Genomic DNA, 24,254 nt, shown 5'->3' on the forward strand with positions numbered 1-24,254 from the left:
TTGAAAGTTGCATATGCAATGATTGTAGCTACAATCATCCCCATGAACGCTATCGCAAAACCCCAGGGTTGCACCAACTTCAGGTTGCGCCACTTGATGCGTCAGGTCTCGCGGCACTATGACGCCGAGGTCGCCAAGAGCGGTCTCAAGACAACGCAGTACTCGTTGCTGTCGCATGTGCTGCACCTCGGCCCGCTGCGGCCGGTGGATCTGGCGCAGGCGATGGGCATCGAGGCCTCGACGCTGTCGCGCAATCTGAAGCCGATGATTGCCGCCGGCTGGCTCGTGCAGGGCGAGGGACCTGACGCACGCAGTCGACTCATCGAGATCACCGGCGACGGCCGCAAGAAGCGCACGGAAGCCCAGCGCCACTGGCGCGCGGCCCAGGAGCAGCTCAATGAATTGCTCGGCGTCGAGCGCGTGATGGCGCTGCACACGCTGGTCGACGAGAGCATCGCGCTGTTGCAGGCCGCCGACGAAGTGTGCGAGGGAGACATCGATGAGTGACCGAACCGTTGCCGGCGCGACGCCCGCCGCGCGCTACGCCATCTGGCTGGTGCTTCTCGCCGCCGCCGGCACTTTCGCGCTGACCATGGGCGTGCGGCAGACGATGGGCCTGTTTCTCTCGTCGCTGAACACCTCCACCGGACTCGGCATCGGCAGCATCAGCCTCGCGTTCGCGTTCGGGCAATTGTGGTGGGGCCTGACGCAGCCTTTTGCGGGCGCCGTGGCCGACCGCATCGGCACCGGGCGCGTGATCTTCATCGGCGTGTTGCTTGTCGCGCTCGGCACTTTCATCACGCCGTTGATGACAACGACGGGCGGCCTGATCTTCGCCATCGGCGTGCTGGCTGCGGGGGGCGCGGGCATGGCGGGGCCTTCGGTCCTGATGGCCGCGACGACGCGCCTCGTTCCCGTGCAAAAGCGCGGTCTTGCCACGGGTGTGGTGAACGCGGGCGGCTCGTTCGGCCAGTTCGCCATGGCGCCGATCGCGATCGGGCTGATGGCCACTGTCGGCTGGGCGAGCGCCATGCAGTGGCTGGCGGTGTTGATCCTGCTGGCGCTGCCCGCGATATTCGTGCTCAAGGGCAACTCGAATCAACTTGCGGCACAGTCCGCGGCGGTAAGCGGCGTGAAGCCGCTCACTGCGCGCCAGGCGATCAGCCAGGCGATCGGCACGCCCAGCTACCGTTACCTCAGCCTCGGTTTTCTCGTCTGCGGTTTCCACGTCGCGTTCCTGGCGACGCACCTGCCGGGCGTGGTCGCGGCTTGCGGCCTTCCGCCCGAGATCGGCGGATGGGCGCTCGGGATGATCGGTCTCTTCAATATCGTGGGCAGTCTGGCCATGGGCTGGGCGGTCAGCCGCTGGCGCATGAAGTCGCTGCTGGCGCTGCTTTACGCGACGCGCGGCATCGCGGTGCTGGTTTTCCTGCTGGCACCCAAGACGCCGGCGGTGATGCTGATCTTCGCGGCAGTGATGGGCATCACCTTCCTGTCGACGGTACCGCCGACGGCGGGGCTGGTGGCCAAGATGTTCGGCCCGGCCAACATGGCAATGCTGTTCGGCATCGTGATGCTGGCGCATCAGGTCGGCGGCTTCCTCGGTGCCTTCCTGGGCGGCTATGTGTTCCAAGCCACCGGCAGCTATGACATCGTCTGGTACATCGACATCGCCCTGGCAGCCGGTGCGGCACTGATCAACCTGCCGATCCGCGAATCGCGGCCGGCGATGCTGGCGAAGGCCGCGGCATGAGCGAATCGACAACCATCGATCCGCGCACACGTCGCCTGCTCGAAGCGCCGATCGTCCCGACGCTGCTGCGGCTTGCCGCGCCCAACGTGCTGGTGATGATTGCGCAGGCTTCCGTCGGCCTGATCGAAACCTACTTCGTCGGCAAGCTCGGCACCGATGCACTCGCCGGCATGGCACTGGTGTTCCCGATCGTGATGCTGATGCAGATGACGTCGGCCGGCGCGATGGGCGGCGGCATCGCTTCGTCCATCGCACGCGCGCTCGGCGCACGGCGTCGCGATGATGCGGATTCGCTGGTGCTGCATGCGATCGCGATCGCCTTCGGCTTCGGACTGCTCTTCATGCTCGCGCTGCTGCTTGGCGGACCCTGGCTGTACACGCTCATGGGCGGGACCGGCGCGTCGCTGGACGCGGCAATGGCCTATTCGAACGTCGTCTTCGCGGGCGCCGTGCTGGTGTGGCTCTTCAACTCGCTGGCCGCCGTGATTCGCGGCACCGGCAACATGGCGGTGCCGGCGAATGTGACGGTCGCTGGCGTGGTCGTGCTCATTCCGCTGTCGCCGCTGCTGATCTTCGGCTGGGGGCCGATTCCGGGCCTGGGCATTGCCGGTGGTGCGGTCGCGCTATTGCTCTACTACCTCGGCGGATCGATCGCGCTCTGGATTTATCTTCGGTCGAAGCACAGCCTGCTGAAGCCATCGATGGCCAATGTACGCTTCCGTTGGCCGCTGTTCCGCGACATCCTGCGCATCGGCCTCGTGGGTGCGGTGTCGACCGTGGCGACCAATCTGTCGATCGGTATCGCGACTGCGCTGTCCGGACACTTCGGGCCCAGTGCGATTGCCGGCTACGGCACCGCGGCGCGGCTCGAATACCTGTTGGTGCCGCTCGTGTTCGGCCTCGGCGCGCCGCTGGTCGCCATGGTCGGCACCTGCATCGGTGCCGGCCAGCGCGAGCGGGCGCTGCACGCCACCTGGGCAGGTGCGGCCATCGCGTTCGCGCTCACAGGTGCCATCGGCGTTGCAGCGGCGCTGTTCCCGCGGCCATGGTTGATGCTCTTCGGCAGCGACCCCGCCATGCTCGAAACGGGTTCGCAATATCTGCGTGCCGCCGGGCCGTTCTATGGCTTCTTCGGCGTCGGGCTCGTGCTGTACTTCGCGTCGCAGGGTGCAGGGCGATTGCTGTGGCCGGTCCTTGCCAACATCGCGCGCCTGGTCGTCGCGGGGCTTGGCGGTTGGCTGGCTCTGCGCTGGGGCGGCACCTTGGCGCACGTGTTTCTCGTCCAGGGTATCGCGCTGATGGTGTACGGCGCGGTGAACGCATCGGCGATTGCCGGCGGCGCCTGGTTCGGCCGCATCGGCTGGCCTCGGACCACGACCGGGCTGTTGCGCCGCATCCAGCCTTCCTGAAATCTTTTCGAAACTTCCGAAAGACCGCCATGAAAGTCAAAGACTCCGTCGTATTCATCACCGGCGCCAACCGCGGGTTGGGGCTCGCCTTTGCGAAGGCCGCGGTCGCGGGCGGCGCGAAGAAGGTCTACGCGGCAGCGCGTGATCCGAAGAGCATCACGCTGGCCGGGGTGCATCCCATAGCGCTGGACGTGACGCGGCCCGAACAGGCGGAAGCTGCTGCCCGTGAATGTGGCGACGTCACGCTGCTGATCAACAACGCGGGCATTTCGCGTGGGGTGAACCTGCTCGGCACGCCGGATGCCTTCGAATCGGCGCGGGCCGAGTTCGAAACCAATTTCTTCGGACCGTGGGCCACGAGCCGGGCCTTCGCACCCGTGCTGAAAGCGAACGGAGGCGGCGCGATCGTGAACGTGTTGTCGGTCCTGAGCTGGCTCAGCCTGCCGAGTTCCGCGACCTACAGCGCGTCGAAGTCGGCCGCGTGGTCGTTGAGCAATGGCCTGCGCGACGCGTTGCGCGAGCAGGGCACGCAAGTGCTGAGCTTGCACGTTGCGTTCATGGATACCGACATGGCGAGCAATGCGCCGGGTCCCAAGGCGCCGCCGGACGACGTGGTCGCTCAGACGCTTGCGGCACTGGAAGCCGGTAAGTTCGAAGTGCTGGCGGATGAGTTGACGCGGCAGGTCAAGCAGGGGCTATCGACCGACGCGCCGCCCTACGCGGCGGCTCGCTGACCGATGAATCTTCCGCTCAATTGAAGTTGGACCCACCAGGCCTTCAAAGGGGTCGCGGCACAGGCACCAGGCGATGCAGCGCCTCGAAGAATAGATCGGACTGCTCCCTCTCCCCCTGAATCTGCGCAGCCACATGGGCGGCAAGCGCCGCGTCGACCGGCACGAGCGGCCGCCCGGTCGATTGCGCGATCACCTGGTGCAGGCAGGCGCGTTCGAGGTAGTACAGATCGTCGTAGGCGTGCGCAATGCTCGCACCGGCCACGATCACGCCGTGGTTCGCAAGAAACGCCACGTCCTTGCCCGCCATGGCGTTGGCGATGCGCTCGCCTTCGGTGTCGTCGAGCGCGAGGCCGTTGTAGCGGGCATCAACGGCGATGCGGCCCATGAAACGCATCGCGTTCTGGCTCAGCGTCGGGTCCAGAGCGCGATCGGAGGTGAGCGTTAGCGCGGTCGCGTAAGGCATGTGGCAATGCAGGACCACCGCATGGCCGGTGATGCGATGCACTGCGCCGTGGATGAAGAGCGCGGTGGGCTCGACGCGGTGTCGGCCGGCCAGCGCTTCGCCATGTACATCGATGAGCACGATGTCGTCGGGGCCGATCTCGCTCCAGTGGAGGCCGCGCGGATTGATGAGATAGCGATCCTTCGCGCCCGGCAACGCGACGCTGAAATGGTTGCACACGCCTTCGGACAATCCGTGATGCGCGGCGGCCCGCAGGGCAAGCGCGAGATCCTGGCGCAGGGTGCGGACGGCGGGGCTGGCGTATTGGGAATCTGCGTTCATGAGGTCGTGATCAGGTTGACGGTGGTGTCGTCACGCGCGCAGCGTGCCGCCGAAGCCCGCGACGAAACACTGCGCATCTTCGCGCACCGCCGCCGCACTCTTGCCCGGCTTGTACAGCGCCGAGCCGATGCCGAAGCCGGCCGCGCCCGCGGCGCGCCACGCATCCATGTTGTCAGGCGTGATGCCGCCGACGGGCATCAGCGACGTGCCCTTGGGCAGCACAGCGAGCAGCGCTTTCACCACCGCGGGTGAAGCCAGTTCTGCCGGAAACAGCTTGAGCCCGCTCGCGCCCGCGGCCAGCGCGCCGAAGGCCTCGGTCGGCGTCATCACGCCGGGCAGGCTGACGAGTCCGAGCCGCCCAGCTTCGGCGACGACTTCGGCGTTGAAGTTCGGCGCCACGATCAACTCGCCGCCGGCGGCATGCACGTCGCGCACCTGTTGCGCATCGAGCACCGTGCCGGCACCGACCAGCGCATCCGGAAAGCGCTTGCGCAAGAGCGCGATGCTTTCCAGCGGCCGTGGCGAATTGAGCGGCACTTCGAGCAGGCGGAAGCCCGATTCGACGATGGCGTCCCCCACGCCGGCGGCTTCCTCCGGCGTCAGGCCGCGCAGGATCGCCACGAGCGGCAGGTGCTGCAAGGCAGCGGTGAACTTGTCTGAGGGAGTGGTCATTGCTTGCGATGGCTGTGTGTGTGGAGCGCGTGCAGGCCAGCCCACGTCGCCTCGGCGCCGAGCGTCCTGGCCCTGGTGCCGGAGGCCTGCAGTGCCAGCAAGTAGCGCTGCGTGAGCGCGGGAGTGCCGATCAACACCACCTCGCCGGCCGCGTGGAGGGATTGCGTGCGCAGTTCTTCTCCAATGAGGATGCCGGAGAGATAGCTCGAGAGTTCCCGTGCCGGCATGCGATCGAAGAGCGACAGGGTGCGTGCACCGAATGCGTTGTGCAGCAGGCCCTGGCCGTTGTCGGACTGCGTGACGCCCTGCAGGAAGGCCGCCTCGTCGAGCGGTGCTGACGTATCGAGCGTGCGCGCGAGGATCGAATGCTGGCTCAAAACGGCATAGAACTCGCCGGTCATGAAGGTCCGAAAGCCGGTCACCATGCCGTTCTTCACGCGGGCCCATTTGTTGTGCGTGCCGGGCAGCACGAACAGACCGTCGCGCAGCTCGGTGAGGACCATCGCGCCGAGGATCTGCACTTCTTCCCCGCGCATCACGTCGGGCACGCCGTCGTGCGTGTCGCTGAGGCCCGGCACGATGGAGATGCGTCCCGGCTCGATTTCCATGATCTTGTTGCGAACTTCGGTGAGACCCGCGGGGCAGGGGCAGTAGGGCGCCTCGACCCATCCCTGCTTGCTTCCGGCCATGCCCGAAATCAGGCAGCGCGTGCCGAGCGGACGCATCCACTCGGCAAAGAGCGTTTCGAACACTTCGGTGAAGCCGCCGTTCTTGATGGTGAGGATGCCGCGCGGGTGGCTCTGCTCTTCCAGCACTTGCCCATCGGGGTCGAGCAGCGCACCGCGCAGCGAACTCGTTCCCCAATCGACGGCAACAAGGCGGGCGTGGCTCATGGGCGTGTCTCTCGCATCTCTCGTGTCTTTCGGTCGAATCAGCCGCGCGGCTTGTAGGCGGTCACGTCGATCTCGACCTTGGCGTCGATCATGAGACGCGACTCGACGGTCGAGCGTGCGGGCCGATGGTCGCCGAGGCATTCCATGTACACGCGATTGAAACTGCCGAAGTCACGCGCGTCATTCAACCACACGCTGACCTTGGCGATGTCGGCCAAAGTGCAGTCGGCCAGGGCGAGCGCCTGTTCGATGCGCTTGAAGACCTGGCGCGTCTGCGCTTCGATGCCGCCGACGATCACCTGGCCCTGGTCGTCGGTCGGGACCTGGCCGGAGACGAAAACGAAATCGCCCGCGCGGGTGGCGGGCGAGAGGGGGCGAGCCTGGCGGTCCGAGGCGATGGGCGACTGACCGAGCATTTCAACGTGGGACATGGTGATGGATATGTAATGAAATTACAGAAAATGCGAGGGTAAACCCCCGTTTGACGTGGCAAACGACTGTAAATACGATCGCCGATGTAATGTTATTACTCATGGAGCCGCGATGCAAACGTCCGCCATCACTGTACCGATATCTGGTTTTTCTCCACTGAACCCGGTGCGTGCGCCGCGTTGGCGGGCTGTCGCAGGCACGCTCTTCGCTGCCTTCGCGGTGGGCCTTCTGCCCGGCGCCGCATTCGCCGAACCTGCCAAGGGAGGCGCCGCCAACCTGGCGATGGTCGGCGAACCGCAGGGCCTCGACCCGATGACCAGCACGGCCGATCTCGTCGGCACCATCATGCAGCACGTCTACGAGCCGCTCTATACCTTCGACGCGAACTGGAACATCGCTCCGATGCTGGCCGAGGGCATGCCGGTTGTCTCCAAGGACGGCCTGACCTACACCATCGCGATTCGCAAGGGCGTCAAGCTCCACAACGGACGTGACCTGAATGCCGATGACGTGGTGGCCTCGCTGCAGCGCTGGATGGACCTTTCGCCGCGCGGCAAGGCAGTGGGCAAGGAAGTGGCTTCGCTCACGGCCAAGGGCCCGCTCTCCGTCGAGTTGAAGCTCAAGAACCCCTATGCGCCGCTGCTGGCCCAACTGGCGCTGCCCAGCGGCATGGCCGCCATCATGGCCAAGGAAAGCATCGCGCCGCAGCTCAAGGAATTCATCGGCACGGGCCCCTACAAGTTCAAGGAGCGCCGGCCGGATCAATTCACCGTGCTCACGCGCTTTGACGGCTACACCGCGCGCAAGGAAGCGCCGAGCGGCTACGCGGGCCGGCGCGAGGCCTTGCTCGACGAACTGCGCTTCGTGCCGGTGCCCAACGCGAACACGCGTGTCGAAGGCTCCCTGTCGGGGCAATTCCAGTACGCCGACCTGCTGCCCGTGGAGGCCATTGGCCGCATCGAGAAGGGTGCGCCGACCGTGGTGCCGATCGTGACCAAGAACTTCGGCTTCCCTTACATCGTGTTCAACACGAAGGAAGGCGTGCTGGCCTCGCAGCCGCTGCGCCGTGCGGTGCAAGCGGCGGTGGGGCAGGGCGAACTGATGGCCGCTGGTTTCGGCGACAACCGCTTCTTCGTCGTCGAGCCCAATTTCTTCCCGAAGGGCACGCCCTATTACTCGGCCGCCGGCGCCAACGCCTACAACACGCGCAATCCGCAAGCGGCGAAGGATCTCGCAGCCAAGGCGGGCTACAACGGCCAGCCGATCCGCATCATGGCCAGCCGCCAGTACGAGTTCCACTACAACATGGCGCTCGTCATGTCCGAGCAACTCAAGAAGGCAGGCTTCAAGACCGACCTGCAGGTGGTGGACTGGGCCACGCTCGTGCAGCGCCGCAACGACGCCAAGCTGTGGGACGTCTATTTCACGCATTCGGGCCTGTTCCCCGAGCCGATGCTTTCGCCGCCGCAACTGGGCGACGGGGCGCCGGGCTGGTGGGAAACGCCGGCCAAGAAGTCCACGCTCAGCGCCTTCAACCAGGAGAGCGATGCGGCCAAGCGCGGTGCACTGTGGGGCCAGGTCCAGCAGACCGTCTATGACGAAGTCCCGTTCATCGAGGTCGGCAAGTTCAACAGCCTGTCGGCGCGCTCGGCGAAGCTGGAGGGCTACACGCCCGCGATCTGGCCGTTCTTCTGGAACACCGGACTCGCCAAGTAAGCGCCGCGAGACTCTCCCATGTTGCGCTTCCTGCTCACTCGCCTGGCCGGCGCCCTGGTGGTACTCGCCATCGTGGCCGTGCTGGTCTTCGCCCTGACACGCCTTGCCTCGGGAGACCCTGTCGCGCTGCTGCTCGGCGACCAGGCCACTGCCGAGGACATCGCCCATGCCCGCACCCAGTACGGCCTTGACAAGCCCTTGCCGACGCAGTTCGTGCTGTGGGTGGGAGAACTGCTGCAAGGCAACCTGGGGCAGTCGCTGTTCCTGCAGCGGCCGGTGGCGCAGGCGCTGATGGAGCGTGCCGAACCGACCTTGTTCCTTGCGCTTTTCGCGGTGAGCATCGCGGCACTCATCGGCATCCCGGCCGGCATGGCCGCTGCCATCTGGCGCGGCAGTTCAGCCGACCAGGCCGTGAGCGGCGTCGCGATGCTGGGTGCGAGCGTGCCGAGTTTCTGGCTGGGGCTGATCCTGATCCAGTTCTTCGCGGTCAAGCTCGGCTGGTTTCCTGCATCGGGCTACGGTGATCCGAGCGCATCGCTGGGAGAGCGGCTGCATCACCTCCTGCTGCCCGCGCTGGTGCTTGGCCTGCTCAATTCGGCGCTGATCATCCGCTTCACCCGCGCGTCGATGCTCGACATCCTCGGCGAGGACTATGTGAGAACAGCCCGCGCCAAGGGCCTGCCGGAGCACGTGATCATGGTCAAGCACGTGCTGCGCAACGCGCTGGTGCCGATCATCACGGTGCTCGGCCTCACGCTCGCGCTGATGATCGGCGGCACGGTAGTGACGGAGACGGTGTTCAACCTGCCCGGCGTCGGCAACCTCGTGGTGCGCGCGGTGCTTCGGCGCGACTATCCGGTGATCCAGGGCACGCTGCTCGTGATCGCCGCCATCTACGTGTTCATCAATCTTGGTGTCGACTTCGTGTACACGCTGGTCGATCCGCGCATTCGGTTGGAATCCAAATGAAAGCCGCCGTCTCCTCATTCCTTGGCGGTGTGCTTCCCCTCGCGCGGCGGCTGTTTTCGCGCAAGGTGGTGTTGGCTGCCGCGATCGTGCTGCTGCTGGTGGTGGGTGTCGCGGTGATCTATCCGTGGCTCTCGGATGCCGACCCGAGCGCTATCGAGATCAGCGAGCGCCTGCATGCGCCCTCGTGGACGCACTGGGCCGGCACCGACGAACTCGGTCGCGACGTCATGCTGCGCATCGTTCACGGGGCGCGCTACTCGTTGCTGATCGGCTTCGTGACTGCAGCGGGCGCCGTTTTGTTCGGCACCCTGATGGGCATGCTCGCCGGCTTCTTCCCCCGTCTCGACGCGCCGCTGATGCGCGTGGTCGACGCCATGATGTCCTTCCCCGACATCCTGCTGGGCATCGCGCTGGTGTCGATCCTCGGCGTGTCGCTGTGGAACGTGATGCTGGCGCTGGTGATCGTCTACACGCCGCGCGTGGCGCGGGTGGTGCGCGCCACCACGCTCGTGCTGCGCGAACTGCTCTTTGTCGATGCGGCGCGCGCGCTCGGCGTGCGCACGCCGCGCATCCTGCGCAAGCACATCCTGCCCAACCTGATGTCGCCGATCCTGGTACAGGTGACATTCATCTTCGCCTACGCCATCCTGGCCGAAGCGGGGCTCTCGTTTCTCGGTGTCGGCGTGCCGCCCGACATTCCGACCTGGGGCACCATGATCGCCGGCAGCCTCGAATACGCGGACAAGGCCTTCTGGACCATCTTCTGCCCCGGCCTCGCGATCGTGCTGACCGCCCTGTCGCTGCAGATGCTGGGTGACGGCGTGCGCGACCTGCTCGACCCCAAGCTGAGGAAGGCGACATGAACACGAGCGCTGCTATGTCGACAGAGTCGCCGCGGCTCGAAGTGCACGGGCTTTCCACCTCCTTCGCCACGGAAGCGGGCCGCATCCAGAGCGTGGCCGACGTGAGCTTCTCCATCCGTCCCGGCGAAACGCTCGCGCTCGTAGGTGAATCGGGCTCCGGCAAATCGGTCACCAGCCTCACGCTGATGGGCCTGCATGCCAAGACCTCGCACGCGCAGGTGCAGGGCGAGGCCTGGTTTGTGCGGCGCGACGGCCGGCGGGTCGACCTGCTCGCCATGCCCGAGGCCGACAAGCGTGCCCTGCGCGGCAACGAACTGGGCATGATCTTCCAGGAGCCGATGACCAGCCTCAATCCGGTGCTCACCATCGGCGAGCAGATCGCCGAGTCGGTGCGGCTGCATCTCAAGCTGGATCGCGGCGCGGCCTTTGCGCACGCGCGGCGCATGCTCGAACTGGTGGAGATCCCCGCCGCCGGTCAGCGCGTCAACGAGTATCCGCACCAGCTCTCCGGCGGCATGCGCCAGCGCGTGATGATTGCGCTGGCGATGGCCTGCAACCCGACCTTGCTGATTGCCGACGAGCCGACCACCGCGCTCGATGTGACCATCCAGGCGCAGATCCTCGCGCTGATGGGGCGGTTGCAGAAAGAGACGGGCATGAGCATGCTCTTCGTCACGCACAACCTCGGCGTCGTTGCGCAGTACGCGGACGCGGTGGCCGTGATGTATGCCGGGCGGATCGTCGAATCCGCGCCGGTGCACGATCTCTTCGCGCGGCCGGACCATCCCTACACGCGCGGGCTTCTTGCCTGCCTGCCGGGCGTGGCGCGTCGGCGCGGTGCGCATGCTGCTTCTGCCGGGCGCCGTCCGCAATTGGTGGCCATTCCGGGCCAGGTCTCCAGCCCGTTCGCGCCGCCGCCCGGTTGTGCCTTCGCGCCGCGCTGCGCGTTCCGGCAAGAAGCGTGCGACGCGCGCATGCCCCTGCTCGAATCGGCGGGCGGCCGGCGCATGGTGCGCTGCATCGGATTCATCGAGGAGAAGGCCGCATGACGACCGCGACAGCCATGGCAACAGCGCCAACCACAGCAGCGGCGGCGGGCGACAACCTGCTCGAGATCCGCAATCTGCGCAAGTACTTCGGCAAGGGCAGCCATCCCGTGCGCGCGGTCGACGATGTGAGCTTCAGCATTCGCAAGGGTGAGACGCTGGGACTGGTCGGCGAATCGGGCTCGGGCAAGAGCACCATCGGCCGCCTGCTCACCCGTCTGGTCGACCCGACCGGCGGGCAGATGCTCTACCAGGCCAGTGGGTCGGATGCGACGCCGCAGGATCTCGCGGGGATGTCGCAATCGCAGTTCAGGCCGTTGCGCTCCAAGGTGCAGATCATCTTCCAGGACCCGTATGCCAGCCTCAACCCGCGCATGCGGATTCGCGATGTACTGGCCGAAGCGCTCGACACGCACGGATTGGCGAAAGGCAGTGCGCGCAAGCCGCGCATCGAGCAACTGCTGCAGCAAGTGGGTTTGCGCCCCGAGCATGCCGATCGCTTTCCGCACGAGTTCTCGGGCGGGCAGCGCCAGCGCATCGGCATCGCACGCGCACTGGCAGTAGAGCCGCAGTTCATCGTCGCGGACGAGCCGTTGTCGGCGCTCGACGTATCGATCCAGGCACAGGTGGTCAATCTGCTCGGCGAGCTGAAAGAGCAACTCGGCCTTACGCTGCTTTTCATTTCACACGACCTGGACGTGGTGGAGTACCTGTGCGACCGCGTCGTCGTGCTGTACCTCGGCCGGGTGATGGAGATTGCGCCGACCGAAGCGCTCTACGCGAGCCCGCAGCATCCCTACACGCGTGCGCTGCTTGCGGCGGCGCCGATTCCCGACCCGGCGCAGCGCCGCGTGGTGCCATTGCTGCAGGGCGATCTGCCAAGCCCGGCGAATCCGCCGTCGGGCTGCGTGTTTCGCACGCGATGCCCGCTGGCGGAAGAGCGCTGCGCCAGCGCCGACATGCAACTGCGCGAAGTGCAGCCGGGACACTGGCATGCATGCTGGAAATGAAGCTCACCCCCAGCCTCGCCCACTTCGTGTGGCTCTGCACCCCCTTGCAAGGGGCAACACCAGCGGCCCGGCAAAGCCGGTTCCGCGGTGTTTCACCAATGGGCCTGGCTTCGCCGGCCGCGCGCGGCGCGCCCGTTCGTGGGCTGCCGTGGAACCGGCTTTGCCGGGCCACGGGCAGCGCCCCCGGTAGGGGGTGGGCGGCTACACGAAGTGAGCAAACCTGGGGGCGAGCAACAGAAAAGGAACGAACATGACTGAAGAGCTGATCCTCGATCACCGCAGCAAGAGCTATCCGCTGGACGCCGCGCCGTGCCGCGCCGCGGATATCGGACAGAAGGGATGGAACGTCTTGGCCGACGACCTGGCCTATCCGCTGGCTGTCATCCGCCGCTCGGCGCTCGCGCACAACATCGCCTGGATGCAGGACTATGCGCAGCGCAAGGGCGTGACGCTGGCGCCGCACGGCAAGACGACCATGTCGCCCGAGCTGTTCGCACAGCAGCTTGCCGGTGGCGCATGGGGACTGACTTTCGCCACCATTTACCAGCTTGCGGTGGGTGTGGAGGCGGGCGCGCAGCGCGCCATCATCGCCAACCAGGTGGTGTGCGATGCCGACTTGGATGGGCTCGACATGCTGCTTGCCGGGCACAACGAGCTGCGGGTGTGGTTCCTGGTTGATTCGCTCGCACAGTTGGCGCTGATCGAAGACTGGGCGAAGCGCCGGCAGTGCAAGCGTTGCTTCGACGTGCTCGTCGAGATCGGCATCCCTGGCCAGCGCACCGGTTGCCGGACGCTGGAAGAAGCGCTTGCGCTCGCCGAGGCCATTTCGCGCTCGCCCGTCGCGCAGTTGGGTGGCATCGAATGCTACGAAGGCGGCCTGGCCCGCTGCGACAGCGAGCATGATGCGCGCGAAGTCACGGCGCTGGTCGAGCGCGTGCTCGAAGTGGCGCGCCGCTGCGACGCGCAGAACCTGTTCCATGAAGACACCATCATGCTCACGGCCGGCGGCTCGGCGGTGTTCGACCTCGTGGTGCCGCTGCTTCGTGCGCAGGGCTTGTCGCGGCCGGTGAAGGGCGTGTTGCGCTCCGGCTGCTACGTCACGCATGACAACGGCAATTACGCCCGCTTCCTGAAGCAGGTGGAGAAGCGTGAAGGACTGGATGCATCGCTGCGCGCGGCGCTCGAAGTCTGGGCCATCGTGCAGTCGGTGCCCGAGCCCGGCCTGGCACTGTTGACCTGCGGTCGGCGCGACATCTCGTACGACCTCGAAATGCCGATCCCGGTCCGCCATGCGCCGCGTGGCGCACGCGTGGCGGCCGAAGCGCCCACCGGTTGGACGATCAACGCCCTCAACGACCAACATGCCTATCTGCGCTTCGATCCCGCCGGCACCGCGCCGAAGGTCGGCGATCGCGTGGCGCTCGGCATCTCGCACCCTTGCACGACCTTCGACAAATGGCGCTGGATGGCGTTGGTCGAGGACGACATGGCGATCACAGGTGCCATCAGCACTCGCTTTTGAGGACTGCGTGGCAATGAACAATCCTTCCGCCCATCTGTTGCAGCGCCTGCGCGAACGCATGGCCGAGTTGCCCGCAGCACAGCGCAGCGTGGTCCAGTGCGTGCTGGAAGATCCGCGCGCAGCGGTGGCGGCAACGGTGGAGCAACTCGCGCAGCAGGCCGGTGTCTCGATGCCGACCATCGTGCGAACCTGCCGCAGCTTCGGCTTCGAGTCGGTGCGCGAGTTCATGCTCGCGCTTGCACAGGATCTTGCGGTCACCGGCTCTTACCTGCACCGCAGCGTGCTGGCGGAAGACAGCGCGAGCGATGTCGCGAGCAAGATCATCCATGCGGCCGTGTCTTCGCTGACCGAACTCGGCCGTCGCATCGACGTCGAGGTGCTCGATCAGGTCGCGACACGACTGGCTGCCGCGCGGCGCATCGACTGTTATTCGGTGGGCGCGGCGTCCACCTTCATGGCGAGCGAACTGCAGAGCCGGCTCTTTCGCCTGGGGTGCACCTCCAACGCGATCTTCGACGCGCACCAGCAACTCGTTTCTGCCAGCACCTTGGGCCCTGACGGGGTGGCGTTCGTCATCTCGCACGTGGGGCGCATGCCCTACACGCTGGAGGCCGCGCGCTTCGCGCGCTCGCAGGGCGCAACGGTGGTGGCGCTGACGCAGCCCGATACGCAACTGGCCGAGATCGCCGATCTCGTGCTCGCCGTGTCGGTGCCGCAGGATGCGGTGATGCGCGTCGGCACCGAGGCGTACCTTGCGCATCTCGTGGTGATCGAGATCCTGATGGTGCGACTCGCTCAGAAGCTCGGCCCGGTCGCGACGCATGGTCTGCAGCAATTCAAGCAGCTTCTTCACAAGCACGGCTTCGACAGTGCCGAGTATTCAGGCGCTACCGAGACCTTGAACGACGAGAAATGATGACGCAAGACATTGGCCATTCGACGCTTCTCAAAGGCGGCAAGATCGTCGACGGCAGCGATGGCCCGGGGTGGCTCGGCGATGTGCTGCTGGCGGGCGAGCGCATCGTGTCGGTTGCACCCCCCGGAGAAACCTCGCCCGAATTGCTCGCGGCCTTGCACGCGCAGGGCGTCGTCGTCGAAGAGATCGATTGCAGCAACATGGTCATCGCGCCGGGATTCATCGATGTGCATACGCACGACGACGCCGCGGCCATCGAGAAGGCCGACATGCTGCCCAAGCTGTCGCAGGGCGTGACGACCGTGATCGTCGGCAACTGCGGAATTTCGCTCGCCCCGGTGGTCACAGGCGAACCGCTGGCGCCGCTGTCGCTGCTGGGGCGCGAGCAGTTCCGCCACGGCACGATGCATGCATACGCCGATGCGGTGAATGCCGCGCGCCCCGGCGTCAATGTTGCCGCACTCCTGGGGCATACCGCGCTGCGCATGCGTCATATGGCGTCGCTGGATCGCGCGGCCAACGAGTCGGAGCGGGCCGCGATGGCGGCGAGCATGCAGGAGGCGATGGACGCGGGCGCCTTGGGGCTTTCGTCGGGCGTGTTCTATGAAGAAGCCTACGCGGCCGATCTCGATGAACTGGTGGCGGTTGCCAGCGTGGCGGCGCGCAACGGTGGCGTGTACGCGACGCACATCCGCGATGAATTGGCCGGAATCCTTCCGGCACTGCAGGAGGCTGCGCTGACGGCACGCCAGTCCGGCTTGCCACTCGTCATCTCGCATCACAAGTGCGCGGGGCCGGACAACTGGGGACGCACGCGCGAGACGCTGCCACTCATCGAGCAACTCGCCCGCAACCAGGAGATCGGCATGGACGTGTATCCCTACACCGCCGGCTCCACGGTGCTGCGCGAGGACCTGGTCGACGGCATCATTGACGTGCTGATCACCGGCAGCCAGTCGCATCCCGAGATGGGCGGACGCTATCTCGCAGACATTGCCGCGCAGTGGGACATTTCTCAGCAAGAAGCGGCGGTGCGGCTCAAGCCCGGCAATGCTTGTTACTTCCAGATGCGCGAGGACGACGTGCAGCGCGTGATCACGCACCCGCTCTCGATGATCGGGTCCGACGGCCTGCCGCACGACGAGCGGCCGCATCCTCGCCTGTGGGGCGCATTCCCCCGTGTACTGGCGAGCTATTGGCGCGAGAAGGGACTGCTGCGGCTTGAGCAGGCGATCCACAAGATGACCGGCATGTCCGCAGCGCGCTTTCGCATCGGCGAACGTGGCCTGCTGAAGGCCGGCTACATGGCGGACGTGGTGGTGTTCGACCCGCTGCGTGTCAAGGATGGTGCGACCTTCGAGCAGCCGCGCCTGTTCAGCGAAGGCATCGAACGCGTGTGGGTCAACGGCGTGTTGAGCTACACGGCAGAGGGCCGCGCGACCGGTGCGCGTGCCGGCCGCTTCGTGGTGCGCGCGAAGGCACCTTCAGACGCCAACTGACCCCGCTTCCTGACTTCGCCCATCAGGGTTTGTCCTGCCGAGCGTCGATTTCAATCATCATATGATAAGAATCGACAACGCCGAGAGGCTGGAGGGACGAACGCATGACAGCGACCAATGCCGCCAACGAGACTGCTCGCCCGGAGTTGCTGGTCGTCGCGCCCTTGATGCCGTTCCTCATGGAGGCCCTGCGGCGTGACTACACGGTGCATGACCGGATTCACGTCAGCGACCCTGCAGCCTTCGCCACCGTCGCGCCGCGTATACGCGGTGTGGTCGCCAACGGCGAAGCCAAGGTGCCGCGTGAACTGATCGCGCAACTGCCGGCGCTCGAGGTCATCTCGGTTTTCGGTGTCGGCTATGACGGCGTGGACGTGGCCGCGGCCCACGAGCGCGGCGTGCCTGTGACCAACACGCCCGAGTTCCTCAACGACGACGTGGCGGATCTCGCCATCGGGCTGCTGATCGCGGTCGCGCGCCGAATTCCGCAGGCCGATCGCTTCGTGCGTGCGAATGAATGGCCTGCCGGACCCATTTCCCTGAGTCGCAAGGTCACGGGCGGTCGTCTCGGCGTGGTGGGCATGGGTCGCATCGGGCAGGCGATCGCGCATCGCGCCAGCGCGTTCAAGATGAGCATCGCCTACACCGCGAGGTCGCCGCGCGCGAACGTCAACTACACCTACTATCCCGACGCTGTCTCGCTGGCCGCGGCAGTTGATTTTCTGGTCGTGATCACGCCGGGTGGCGCAGGAACGCGAGGCATGATCGACGCGCGCGTCCTTGCTGCATTGGGGCCCGAGGGCTACCTGGTCAATGTGGCGCGCGGCAGCGTGGTCGACGAGCCCGCGCTGATCGAGGCACTGCGCAGCGGTGTCATCGCGGGAGCGGGGCTCGACGTTTTCGCGAACGAACCCAACGTGCCCGAAGCCTTGCGCAACATGCCCAACGTGGTGCTCACACCGCACATCGGCAGCGGAACGAAACAGACGCGCGAAGCCATGGGCAAGCTCACGTTCGACAACCTGCACGCGCACTTCGCCGGCGCGCCGCTGCTGACACCCGTGGACGCCTGAAGGCACTGCATGACCAAGAACACCCACGGCCGTACATTGGACTTGCTGGGTGAGGCGATCGTCTCCCGCCGATATGCGATCGGAGCACCCATGCCTTCCGAGCCGCTGCTTTGCGAAGAGTTCGGCGTCAGTCGCACCGTCGTGCGCGAGGCAGTGAAATCGCTGGTGGCCAAGGGACTGATCGTGACCGGTCCCAAGGTCGGCACGCGCGTGCTGCCCGACGACGAATGGAACTGGTTCGACCCCGACGTCATCACCTGGCAAGCCCGCGCGGGCCTCACGCCCGAATTCCTGCGCGATCTCCAGGATCTGCGCCGCGTCGTCGAACCCGCCGCGGTGCGTCTCGCGGCCGAGCGCGCGACGCCGGAAGACATCGAGGAAATCGAGATCGCCTACGCGGGCATGAAGCACGCCGTGGAGCATGGCGGCGACTATGTCACCTTCGACCTGCGCTTTCATCACGGCCTGCTGCGCGCCGCGCGCAATCGCATGCTCGCGCAGATGAGCAAGGCGCTGCATGCGCTGCTCCGCACCAGTTTCGAGATATCGACGATCAAGAAGGATGGGCCGGCGATGTCGTTGCCGATGCACCGTGCCGTGCTCGACGCCGTGATCGCCCACAACCCCGCACGTGCCGAAAGGGCCATCACCAAGCTGATCGACGGCGCGCGCGAGGACATCGAGGAAGTGCTTCGCTCGCGACGGCGCCTGCCTCGTCTCGGCCGACCGCCCCCGCGACTCAAGGCCACCGCCTGAGGCGCACGCTTTCCGTTTTTCCGTTTTTCCGTTTTCCGTTTCCCAACCCTCGCTCGAGCACCGAGCAATCCCGTTCAAAAAGAAGGAGACAGCAGCATGAAATTGAAGGCATTGATGATCCCCGCGCTGATGGCGATGGGCCTCACGGTCGCCGGCCAGGCGGCGGCGCAGGAGAAGCTCACCGTCTGGTGGGTCAAGGGCTTCTACAAGGCGGAAGACGACGCGCTCTTCGCAGCCATCAAGAAGTTCGAGGAGAAGCACAAGGGCGTCAAGGTCGAGCTGTCTCAATACCCGGTGCAGGACATGATTCCGAAGACCGTCTCGGCGCTCGATTCGGGAAGCCCCCCGGACGTGGCCTATGCCGACGTCTACGACTTCCAGGTCACGGGCAAGTGGGCCTTCGACGGCAAGCTGGAAGACATCAGCAGCGTGATCTCGCCGATGGTGAGCCGCTTCGCGCCCAACACGGTCGAGACGACCTTCCTCTACAACGACCAGACGAAGTCCAAGGCTTATTACGCCTTCCCGATCAAGCAGCAGACGATGCACATCAACTACTGGATCGACATGCTGGCCGAGGCGGGCTTCAAGGAGTCGGACATCCCGACCAACTGGAAGGACTACTGGTCGTTCTGGTGCGAGAAGGTCCAGCCCGCCAGCCGGCAGAAGACCGGCAAGCGCACCTTCGGCATCGGCATGCCGATGGGCGTGGATTCGAGCGATTCTTTCTACTCGTTCCTGACCTTCGCGGACGCCTACAACGTGAAGATGGTCAACGACAGCGGCAAGCTGCTGGTTGACGATCCGGCCGTGCGTACGGGCCTGATCAACGCGTTGACCGACTATGTGGCGCCCTATCAGAAGGGCTGCACGCCGCCGTCGTCCACGAGCTGGAAGGACCCGGACAACAACGTCGCCTTCCACAACAAGACCACGGTCATGACGCACAACGCGACGATCTCGCTGCCCGCCAAGTGGCTCGACGATTCGAACAACGCGTCGCTCACGCCGGAGCAGCGCGAGGAAGCCAAGAAGAACTACTTCGAACGCATCCGCACGGCGGGCTTCCCCAACAAGCCTGACGGCAGCAAGATGGTCTATCGCACGGCGGTGAAGACGGGCGTGGTGTTCAAGGACGGCAAGAACAAGCAGCGCGCCAAGGAGTTCGTGACCTTCCTGCTGCAGGAAGAAAACCTCACGCCGTATGTCGAAGGCTCGCTCGGCCGCTGGTTCCCCGTGACCAAGGCGGGTCAGGCCAGTCCGTTCTGGCAGGCCGATTCGCATCGCAAGTCCGTGTACAACCAGTACGCGGCCGGCACGGTGACCTTCGAATTCACGAAGAACTACAAGTTCACCATCCTCAACAACGAGAACGTGTGGGCCAAGGCGATGAACCGCGTCGTGAGCGACAAGGTGCCGGTGGACAAGGCGGTCGACGAGATGATCGAGCGCATCAAGACGGTCGCGCGTTAAGTCAAACCTGATCGGCGGTTGCCATGAGTTCCACTGCAACAAGCATCGCGACTACTGCTGCTGGCGCCGCCGCAACGCCTGTCTCGAAGACCGGACGCTGGCAGTTCTGGGGGCGCCTGATGGTCGTTCCCTATCTGCTGGTGTTCGTGATCTTCGTTCTCTACCCGGTGTGCTACGGCCTCTGGCTGGCACGCCATCCGCAGAGCTACGAGCACCTGGTGGCGGACCCGATCTTCTTCCGATCGGTCATCAACACCATCGTCTTCCTGGTCGTCGCCATCAATCTGAAGATGGTGGTCGCCCTGGTGCTCTCGGGCTTCTTCGTGCAGTCGCGCTGGTGGATCAAGATCCTTTCGGGGATCTTCATCCTGCCGTGGGCCGTGCCGTCGATCCCGACCATTCTTTCGGTGCGGTTCATGCTCAACCCGGAGTGGGGCGTGATCAATACCACCATCTTTCGCCTGACGGGTCTCGACGGACCGAACTGGCTCAACGACCCGACGCTGGCGCTCAGCCTTGCGATGCTGATGCACATCTGGAAGTCGCTGCCGTTCTGGACGCTGATCCTGGTGGCCGGCCGGCTTTCCATCCCGACGGAGCAGTACGAGGCTGCGTCGGTAGACGGCGCGAGCTCGTGGCAGAAGTTCAAGTTCATCAGCTGGCCGGCGCTGCGCACGCTCTATGTCACGTCGCTGATCCTGTCGATGATCTGGACGCTCGGTGATTTCAACAGCGTCTATCTGCTGACCGGTGGGGGGCCTGCGGATCTCACACACGTTCTTGCCACGCTCGGCATTCGTTACCTGCGCCTCGACCAGGTCGATCTGTCGATGGCGTCGATCGTGGTCGCGATGCCGCTCGTACTTCCTCTTGTGTACTTCATGATGAAGAGGCTCTCGAAATGAAGCGCTGGACCATGAAGTCCGTCGGCACCGAGGCCAAGCTCCTGCTGATCGGCATTCCCGTGCTGCTATGGACGATCATCCCTGTCTATCACATGGTGCTGTTCGCGATCTCGCCGCGCGGCACCGCGACATCGGGGCGCCTGTGGCCGACGTCGCCGACGCTGGACAACTTTCACACGGTTTTCTTCCAGAAGCACTTCTACCTCGATCACTTCTGGGTGCAACTCGGCAACTCGGTGCTGATCGCGGTGGCGGTGGGCTTGCTCACGCTCTTCGTCGCGACCACGGCCGCTTTCGCGATCAGCCGGCTGCGCGTGCGCGGCGGCCGCACGGTGATGAACATGGCGCTCTTCACCTACTTCATCCCCGCAGCCTTCCTGGCAGTGCCGATGTACAAGACCATGGGCAACTACGGCCTGCTCAACAGCCAGTGGTCACTGATCCTCGCGATGGTGACCATCGCGTCGCCGTACTGCATCTGGGTGCTCAAGCAGGCTTCGGACAAGCTGCCCTATGAACTCGATGAAGCAGCGCGCATGGACGGCGCATCGCCCCTGCAACTTTTCCGGCTGGTGTACCTGCCGCTCATGGTGCCTTCGCTGGTCGCGGTCGGAACCTACGCGCTGCTGTTGGCGTGGAACGAATACCTCTATGCCTTCCTGCTGCTGTCGAACGATACGCAAGTCACTCTCGCCGTGGCGCTGGGCAATTTTCTCGCGGCCGACGATTCGCCGTGGGAACTGCTCATGGCGACTGGCTTGATCTACGCGTTGCCCCCTGCGGCGATCTACTACACCTTCAAACGCTACATGGTCGGCGGCATTACCGCCGGCGCGGTCAAGAGCTAAGGGAAGACAACGATATGGCTTCAGTCACTTTTCAGAACGTCCAGAAGTCCTACGGCAAGACGCAGATCATCGAGCGGCTCGGCTTCGAGATCGAGGATGGCGAATTCGTCGTGCTGGTCGGGCCTTCAGGTTGCGGCAAGTCGACGCTGCTGCGCATGCTCGCGGGCCTGGAGGACATCACCGGCGGCGAGATCATGATCGACGGCCGCGTGGTCAACGAACTCGAATCGAAGGACCGCGACATCGCGATGGTGTTCCAGAGCTATGCGCTCTATCCGCACATGACGGTGGGCGAGAACATGGGCTTCAGCCTGCGCCTGCGCAACGCCGACAAGGGCGTGACCGAGAAGCGCGTCGCGGATGCTGCCAAGATCCTCAATCTGGACAAGCTGCTGGGACGCTACCCGCGAGAGCTGTCGGGTGGTCAGCGGCAACGCGTCGCGATGGGGCGCGCGATTGTGCGTGATCCCAAGGTTTTTCTCTTCGACGAACCCTTGTCGAATCTCGATGCGAAGCTGCGCGTCGCGATGCGCGCCGAGATCAAGGCGCTGCACCAGCGATTGAAGACCACGACGGTGTATGTCACGCACGACCAGATCGAGGCCATGACCATGGCCGACCGCATCGTCGTCATGCACGACGGCGCGGTCGAACAGATCGGCACGCCCCTCGAACTCTATGACCGCCCGGACAACCTGTTCGTCGCGCAGTTCATCGGCTCACCGGCGATGAACGTGATCGAAGGGACTGTGAGGCGCAACAACGGGCGCTGCACCGTCGAGGCGCACGGCGCGATGTGGCCGGTGCCTGCCGGTGCCGCGACGGAAGAGGGCAAGGCCGTGCACTACGGCGTTCGGCCGGGTGACATGACGCTCTCGGATGCCTCCAACGGCGTACCGGCCAAGGTCATCGTGGTCGAGCCGACGGGTGCGGAGACGGAATTGCTGGTCGAGGTCGGGGAAGCGCAGATCACGCTCGCGGTGCACGGGCGGGTGGATGCGCAGCCTGATCAGATGGTGGGGCTCATGATTGCCAGCGAGAGCGTGCATCTGTTTGATCGGGAGAGCGGGAAGCGGTTGGGGTGAGTTCGTCGGCCTACCGCACATTGGCGATGCAAAAGTAGCGCCAATGAAAAAGGGCGCCGAAGCGCCCTTTTTCTGTTGAATGGTCGATCTCAGCGACCGAACGAGCGGCCACCGCCGCCACCACCACCGTAGCCGCCGCCGGAGCGACCGCCACCGCCACCCGAACGTCCACCGCCGCCCGAACGGTTGCCGCCGTAGCCGCCACCGCCGCCACGACGGCCGCGGCCGCCGAGGCTGTCGACGCTGGTGCGCAACGGATCAGGCTGACCCGCGGCACCGGCGATCGCTTCGGCGCGCAGGTGCGCGACCGCATCGGCTTGCGTCGGGCTATGGCTGTTGCCATGATGACGCGGCTGGCGCTCTTCGTGCGGTAGGTGGTCGTGATGGTGGTGATGCACCGGTGCATGGTGCGGCGCGCGCGCCGGTCCTTGCGGTCCGCGTGCCGGACCTTGCCCACGGCCACCTTGGCCGCGTCCACCTTGACCGCCACCATTCGCGTTGCGGCTCGGTTGTGCGCCCTGGCCCTGGCCGTTGCCGCCGCCGCGGCGTTGGCCACCGCCATTACCGCCGCCGTTGCCACCGCCACTGCGCTCGCCCTGGCCGGCCTTGTTCTCGCGGATGCGCTGCATCATTTCCTGACGGGCTGCCTTGGCAGCCGCCTGCATCACTTCGCGGCTCGGCGGACGGCCGGCGCCGCCCCAGATCGTCTGCCGACCCATCGCGATGGGTTCGGCGCGCTCACCTTCTTCAGGGCCGAAACCTTCGATGGTCTTGACCGGAATCTGCTGCTTGGTGAAGCGCTCAATCTCCTGCATGAAGCCTTCTTCGTCCAGGCAGACCAGGCTCACCGCCTCGCCGCTCGCACCCGCGCGGCCGGTACGGCCGATGCGGTGGACGTAGTCTTCGCTGACGTTCGGAATTTCGTAGTTGACGACGTGCGGCAGTTCGTCGATGTCGATGCCGCGTGCGGCGATGTCGGTCGCGACCAGCGCGCGGATGTCGCCGCTCTTGAAGCCGGCGAGTGCTTGCGTACGCGCGCTCTGGCTCTTGTTGCCGTGCAGCGCCATCGCCTGGATGCCGTTCTTGGTCAGGAATTCAGCCACGCTGTTGGCGCCGAACTTGGTGCGGGTGAACACCAGCACCTGGCTCCAGTTGTGCTCGTTGATGATGTGCGCGAGCAGCGCCTTCTTCTTGCCGCGGCCCACGGGATGGACCACCTGGGTGATGCGCTGGACGGTCGTGTTGCGCGGCGTGACCTGGATGCTCTGCGGATTCTTCAGCAGCGTGGCCGCGAGGTCGCGGATCTCGTCGCTGAAGGTGGCCGAGAAGAGCAGGCTCTGCTTTTCCTTGGGCACCAGCGCGAGGATCTTCTTCACGTCGTGGATGAAGCCCATGTCCAGCATGCGGTCGGCTTCGTCGAGCACCAGCATCTGCACGGTGGAGAGATCGAGCATGCCTTGCTGCTGCAGGTCGAGCAGGCGGCCGGGCGTGGCGACCAGGATGTCGACGCCGCGCTTCAGGCGATCGATCTGCGGGTTCATGCCCACACCGCCGAAGATCACGGTCGAACTCAGCTGAAGGTACTTGCCGTAGGTGCGAACGGATTCTTCGACCTGGGCAGCGAGTTCACGCGTGGGGGTCAGCACCAGGGCGCGAACGCCGGTACCGCCGAACTTGTTGGTGGCGCTGCGGCTCATCGTGAGCTTGTGCAGCAGGGGGAGGGTGAAGGCAGCGGTCTTGCCGGTGCCGGTCTGGGCGCCGCCCAGAAGGTCATGGCCGTCGAGGACGGCGGGAATCGCCTGCGCCTGGATCGGCGTGGGATTTTCGTAGCCTTGCTCATGCACGGCCTTCAAGATGGCCGGGGCCAGCTTCAGTTCATCAAAGTTCATTGAGTTC

23 protein-coding genes are annotated in these 24,254 nt (G+C 65.4%); 18 read left to right on the top strand and 5 right to left on the bottom strand.

Annotated features, from left to right (window positions below):
• The first annotated feature begins 42 nt into the window (after nucleotides 1–42).
• The 4 genes from AC1DHL_RS06935 to AC1DHL_RS06950 are packed head-to-tail and all read left to right on the top strand — an operon-like array spanning nucleotide 43 to nucleotide 3,896.
• Nucleotides 43–507, top strand: a complete 465-nt coding sequence (locus tag AC1DHL_RS06935; protein ID WP_478161526.1) for a MarR family winged helix-turn-helix transcriptional regulator — start codon at nucleotides 43–45, stop codon at nucleotides 505–507.
• Nucleotides 500–1,753: an MFS transporter gene (locus tag AC1DHL_RS06940; protein WP_478161527.1), complete on the top strand. Its 1,254-nt coding sequence runs from the start codon at nucleotides 500–502 to the stop codon at nucleotides 1,751–1,753. Before AC1DHL_RS06935 ends, AC1DHL_RS06940 begins: the two co-directional genes overlap by 8 nt.
• Nucleotides 1,750–3,162 carry an MATE family efflux transporter gene (locus AC1DHL_RS06945; RefSeq protein WP_478161528.1) on the top strand — a complete coding sequence of 471 codons (1,413 nt, stop codon included), beginning with the start codon at nucleotides 1,750–1,752 and terminating at the stop codon, nucleotides 3,160–3,162. The genes AC1DHL_RS06940 and AC1DHL_RS06945 overlap by 4 nt, the downstream gene beginning before the upstream one ends.
• 29 nt (nucleotides 3,163–3,191) lie before the next feature.
• A complete protein-coding gene (locus tag AC1DHL_RS06950; protein WP_478161529.1) occupies nucleotides 3,192–3,896 on the top strand; it encodes an SDR family oxidoreductase in 705 nt (234 codons plus the stop codon).
• A 43-nt stretch (nucleotides 3,897–3,939) separates the two neighbouring features.
• Here the strand turns inward: AC1DHL_RS06950 and AC1DHL_RS06955 are convergent, their stop codons facing one another.
• Genes AC1DHL_RS06955 through AC1DHL_RS06970 form a run of 4 tightly spaced genes read right to left on the bottom strand, consistent with a single transcriptional unit; the run spans nucleotide 3,940 to nucleotide 6,676 of the window.
• The gene (locus tag AC1DHL_RS06955) at nucleotides 3,940–4,680 is read right to left on the bottom strand and encodes an aldolase (protein ID WP_478161530.1); all 741 of its coding nucleotides are present in this window, start codon (nucleotides 4,678–4,680) and stop codon (nucleotides 3,940–3,942) included.
• A 30-nt stretch (nucleotides 4,681–4,710) separates the two neighbouring features.
• Nucleotides 4,711–5,352: a 2-dehydro-3-deoxy-6-phosphogalactonate aldolase gene (locus AC1DHL_RS06960; RefSeq protein ID WP_478161531.1), complete on the bottom strand. Its 642-nt coding sequence runs from the start codon at nucleotides 5,350–5,352 to the stop codon at nucleotides 4,711–4,713.
• The gene (locus AC1DHL_RS06965; protein ID WP_478161532.1) at nucleotides 5,349–6,245 is read right to left on the bottom strand and encodes a 2-dehydro-3-deoxygalactonokinase; all 897 of its coding nucleotides are present in this window, start codon (nucleotides 6,243–6,245) and stop codon (nucleotides 5,349–5,351) included. Before AC1DHL_RS06965 ends, AC1DHL_RS06960 begins: the two co-directional genes overlap by 4 nt.
• Nucleotides 6,246–6,283: 38 nt before the next feature.
• Complete coding sequence (locus AC1DHL_RS06970; RefSeq protein ID WP_478097372.1) at nucleotides 6,284–6,676, bottom strand: RidA family protein; 393 nt, start codon at nucleotides 6,674–6,676, stop codon at nucleotides 6,284–6,286.
• Between the two features lie 112 nt (nucleotides 6,677–6,788).
• On the opposite strand from AC1DHL_RS06970, the gene AC1DHL_RS06975 reads away from it, so the two are divergent.
• From AC1DHL_RS06975 to AC1DHL_RS07040, 14 genes are all read left to right on the top strand, one after another.
• The gene (locus tag AC1DHL_RS06975) at nucleotides 6,789–8,393 is read left to right on the top strand and encodes an ABC transporter substrate-binding protein (RefSeq protein ID WP_478161533.1); all 1,605 of its coding nucleotides are present in this window, start codon (nucleotides 6,789–6,791) and stop codon (nucleotides 8,391–8,393) included.
• A gap of 18 nt (nucleotides 8,394–8,411) precedes the next feature.
• Nucleotides 8,412–9,362: an ABC transporter permease gene (locus tag AC1DHL_RS06980; protein ID WP_478097368.1), complete on the top strand. Its 951-nt coding sequence runs from the start codon at nucleotides 8,412–8,414 to the stop codon at nucleotides 9,360–9,362.
• Complete coding sequence (locus AC1DHL_RS06985) at nucleotides 9,359–10,225, top strand: ABC transporter permease (protein WP_478097366.1); 867 nt, start codon at nucleotides 9,359–9,361, stop codon at nucleotides 10,223–10,225. Before AC1DHL_RS06980 ends, AC1DHL_RS06985 begins: the two co-directional genes overlap by 4 nt.
• Nucleotides 10,222–11,274 (top strand): ABC transporter ATP-binding protein, encoded by a 1,053-nt coding sequence (locus tag AC1DHL_RS06990; RefSeq protein ID WP_478097364.1) that lies wholly within the window; start codon nucleotides 10,222–10,224, stop codon nucleotides 11,272–11,274. The genes AC1DHL_RS06985 and AC1DHL_RS06990 overlap by 4 nt, the downstream gene beginning before the upstream one ends.
• Nucleotides 11,271–12,281 carry an ABC transporter ATP-binding protein gene (locus tag AC1DHL_RS06995; RefSeq protein ID WP_478161534.1) on the top strand — a complete coding sequence of 337 codons (1,011 nt, stop codon included), beginning with the start codon at nucleotides 11,271–11,273 and terminating at the stop codon, nucleotides 12,279–12,281. Before AC1DHL_RS06990 ends, AC1DHL_RS06995 begins: the two co-directional genes overlap by 4 nt.
• Nucleotides 12,282–12,531: 250 nt before the next feature.
• On the top strand, nucleotides 12,532–13,803 hold the full coding sequence (locus AC1DHL_RS07000; protein WP_478161535.1) for an amino acid deaminase: 1,272 nt from the start codon (nucleotides 12,532–12,534) through the stop codon (nucleotides 13,801–13,803).
• Nucleotides 13,804–13,816: 13 nt separating this feature from the next.
• Nucleotides 13,817–14,719, top strand: coding sequence for a MurR/RpiR family transcriptional regulator (locus AC1DHL_RS07005; RefSeq protein ID WP_478097359.1), 903 nt, complete (start codon nucleotides 13,817–13,819; stop codon nucleotides 14,717–14,719).
• Nucleotides 14,719–16,218, top strand: coding sequence for an N-acyl-D-amino-acid deacylase family protein (locus AC1DHL_RS07010; RefSeq protein ID WP_478097357.1), 1,500 nt, complete (start codon nucleotides 14,719–14,721; stop codon nucleotides 16,216–16,218). The genes AC1DHL_RS07005 and AC1DHL_RS07010 overlap by 1 nt, the downstream gene beginning before the upstream one ends.
• 104 nt (nucleotides 16,219–16,322) lie before the next feature.
• Nucleotides 16,323–17,291, top strand: a complete 969-nt coding sequence (locus tag AC1DHL_RS07015) for a 2-hydroxyacid dehydrogenase (protein ID WP_478161536.1) — start codon at nucleotides 16,323–16,325, stop codon at nucleotides 17,289–17,291.
• Between the two features lie 9 nt (nucleotides 17,292–17,300).
• Nucleotides 17,301–18,047, top strand: coding sequence for a FadR/GntR family transcriptional regulator (locus AC1DHL_RS07020; protein ID WP_478161537.1), 747 nt, complete (start codon nucleotides 17,301–17,303; stop codon nucleotides 18,045–18,047).
• A 96-nt stretch (nucleotides 18,048–18,143) separates the two neighbouring features.
• A complete protein-coding gene (locus AC1DHL_RS07025) occupies nucleotides 18,144–19,520 on the top strand; it encodes an ABC transporter substrate-binding protein (RefSeq protein ID WP_478097352.1) in 1,377 nt (458 codons plus the stop codon).
• Between the two features lie 23 nt (nucleotides 19,521–19,543).
• Complete coding sequence (locus AC1DHL_RS07030; RefSeq protein WP_478097350.1) at nucleotides 19,544–20,425, top strand: carbohydrate ABC transporter permease; 882 nt, start codon at nucleotides 19,544–19,546, stop codon at nucleotides 20,423–20,425.
• Nucleotides 20,422–21,273 carry a carbohydrate ABC transporter permease gene (locus AC1DHL_RS07035; protein WP_478097349.1) on the top strand — a complete coding sequence of 284 codons (852 nt, stop codon included), beginning with the start codon at nucleotides 20,422–20,424 and terminating at the stop codon, nucleotides 21,271–21,273. Before AC1DHL_RS07030 ends, AC1DHL_RS07035 begins: the two co-directional genes overlap by 4 nt.
• Before the next feature lie 14 nt (nucleotides 21,274–21,287).
• Nucleotides 21,288–22,358 (top strand): ABC transporter ATP-binding protein, encoded by a 1,071-nt coding sequence (locus tag AC1DHL_RS07040; protein ID WP_478097347.1) that lies wholly within the window; start codon nucleotides 21,288–21,290, stop codon nucleotides 22,356–22,358.
• 89 nt (nucleotides 22,359–22,447) lie between these two features.
• On the opposite strand, the gene AC1DHL_RS07045 is transcribed toward AC1DHL_RS07040, so the two are convergent.
• A complete protein-coding gene (locus tag AC1DHL_RS07045; RefSeq protein ID WP_478161538.1) occupies nucleotides 22,448–24,247 on the bottom strand; it encodes a DEAD/DEAH box helicase in 1,800 nt (599 codons plus the stop codon).
• Between the last annotated feature and the right edge of the window lie 7 nt (nucleotides 24,248–24,254).

The sequence above is a fragment of the Variovorax sp. 10L426 genome (assembly GCF_056395305.1).

Bases quoted from the DNA above. Each gene is read 5' to 3' on its own strand.
- AC1DHL_RS06935 (WP_478161526.1), top strand. From the start codon at position 43: ATGAACGCTATCGCAAAACCCCAGGGTTGCACCAACTTCAGGTTGCGC.
- AC1DHL_RS06940 (WP_478161527.1), top strand. From the start codon at position 500: ATGAGTGACCGAACCGTTGCCGGCGCGACGCCCGCCGCGCGCTACGCC.
- AC1DHL_RS06945 (WP_478161528.1), top strand. From the start codon at position 1,750: ATGAGCGAATCGACAACCATCGATCCGCGCACACGTCGCCTGCTCGAA.
- AC1DHL_RS06950 (WP_478161529.1), top strand. From the start codon at position 3,192: ATGAAAGTCAAAGACTCCGTCGTATTCATCACCGGCGCCAACCGCGGG.
- AC1DHL_RS06955 (WP_478161530.1), bottom strand. From the start codon at position 4,680: ATGAACGCAGATTCCCAATACGCCAGCCCCGCCGTCCGCACCCTGCGC.
- AC1DHL_RS06960 (WP_478161531.1), bottom strand. From the start codon at position 5,352: ATGACCACTCCCTCAGACAAGTTCACCGCTGCCTTGCAGCACCTGCCG.
- AC1DHL_RS06965 (WP_478161532.1), bottom strand. From the start codon at position 6,245: ATGAGCCACGCCCGCCTTGTTGCCGTCGATTGGGGAACGAGTTCGCTG.
- AC1DHL_RS06970 (WP_478097372.1), bottom strand. From the start codon at position 6,676: ATGTCCCACGTTGAAATGCTCGGTCAGTCGCCCATCGCCTCGGACCGC.
- AC1DHL_RS06975 (WP_478161533.1), top strand. From the start codon at position 6,789: ATGCAAACGTCCGCCATCACTGTACCGATATCTGGTTTTTCTCCACTG.
- AC1DHL_RS06980 (WP_478097368.1), top strand. From the start codon at position 8,412: ATGTTGCGCTTCCTGCTCACTCGCCTGGCCGGCGCCCTGGTGGTACTC.
- AC1DHL_RS06985 (WP_478097366.1), top strand. From the start codon at position 9,359: ATGAAAGCCGCCGTCTCCTCATTCCTTGGCGGTGTGCTTCCCCTCGCG.
- AC1DHL_RS06990 (WP_478097364.1), top strand. From the start codon at position 10,222: ATGAACACGAGCGCTGCTATGTCGACAGAGTCGCCGCGGCTCGAAGTG.
- AC1DHL_RS06995 (WP_478161534.1), top strand. From the start codon at position 11,271: ATGACGACCGCGACAGCCATGGCAACAGCGCCAACCACAGCAGCGGCG.
- AC1DHL_RS07000 (WP_478161535.1), top strand. From the start codon at position 12,532: ATGACTGAAGAGCTGATCCTCGATCACCGCAGCAAGAGCTATCCGCTG.
- AC1DHL_RS07005 (WP_478097359.1), top strand. From the start codon at position 13,817: ATGAACAATCCTTCCGCCCATCTGTTGCAGCGCCTGCGCGAACGCATG.
- AC1DHL_RS07010 (WP_478097357.1), top strand. From the start codon at position 14,719: ATGACGCAAGACATTGGCCATTCGACGCTTCTCAAAGGCGGCAAGATC.
- AC1DHL_RS07015 (WP_478161536.1), top strand. From the start codon at position 16,323: ATGACAGCGACCAATGCCGCCAACGAGACTGCTCGCCCGGAGTTGCTG.
- AC1DHL_RS07020 (WP_478161537.1), top strand. From the start codon at position 17,301: ATGACCAAGAACACCCACGGCCGTACATTGGACTTGCTGGGTGAGGCG.
- AC1DHL_RS07025 (WP_478097352.1), top strand. From the start codon at position 18,144: ATGAAATTGAAGGCATTGATGATCCCCGCGCTGATGGCGATGGGCCTC.
- AC1DHL_RS07030 (WP_478097350.1), top strand. From the start codon at position 19,544: ATGAGTTCCACTGCAACAAGCATCGCGACTACTGCTGCTGGCGCCGCC.
- AC1DHL_RS07035 (WP_478097349.1), top strand. From the start codon at position 20,422: ATGAAGCGCTGGACCATGAAGTCCGTCGGCACCGAGGCCAAGCTCCTG.
- AC1DHL_RS07040 (WP_478097347.1), top strand. From the start codon at position 21,288: ATGGCTTCAGTCACTTTTCAGAACGTCCAGAAGTCCTACGGCAAGACG.
- AC1DHL_RS07045 (WP_478161538.1), bottom strand. From the start codon at position 24,247: ATGAACTTTGATGAACTGAAGCTGGCCCCGGCCATCTTGAAGGCCGTG.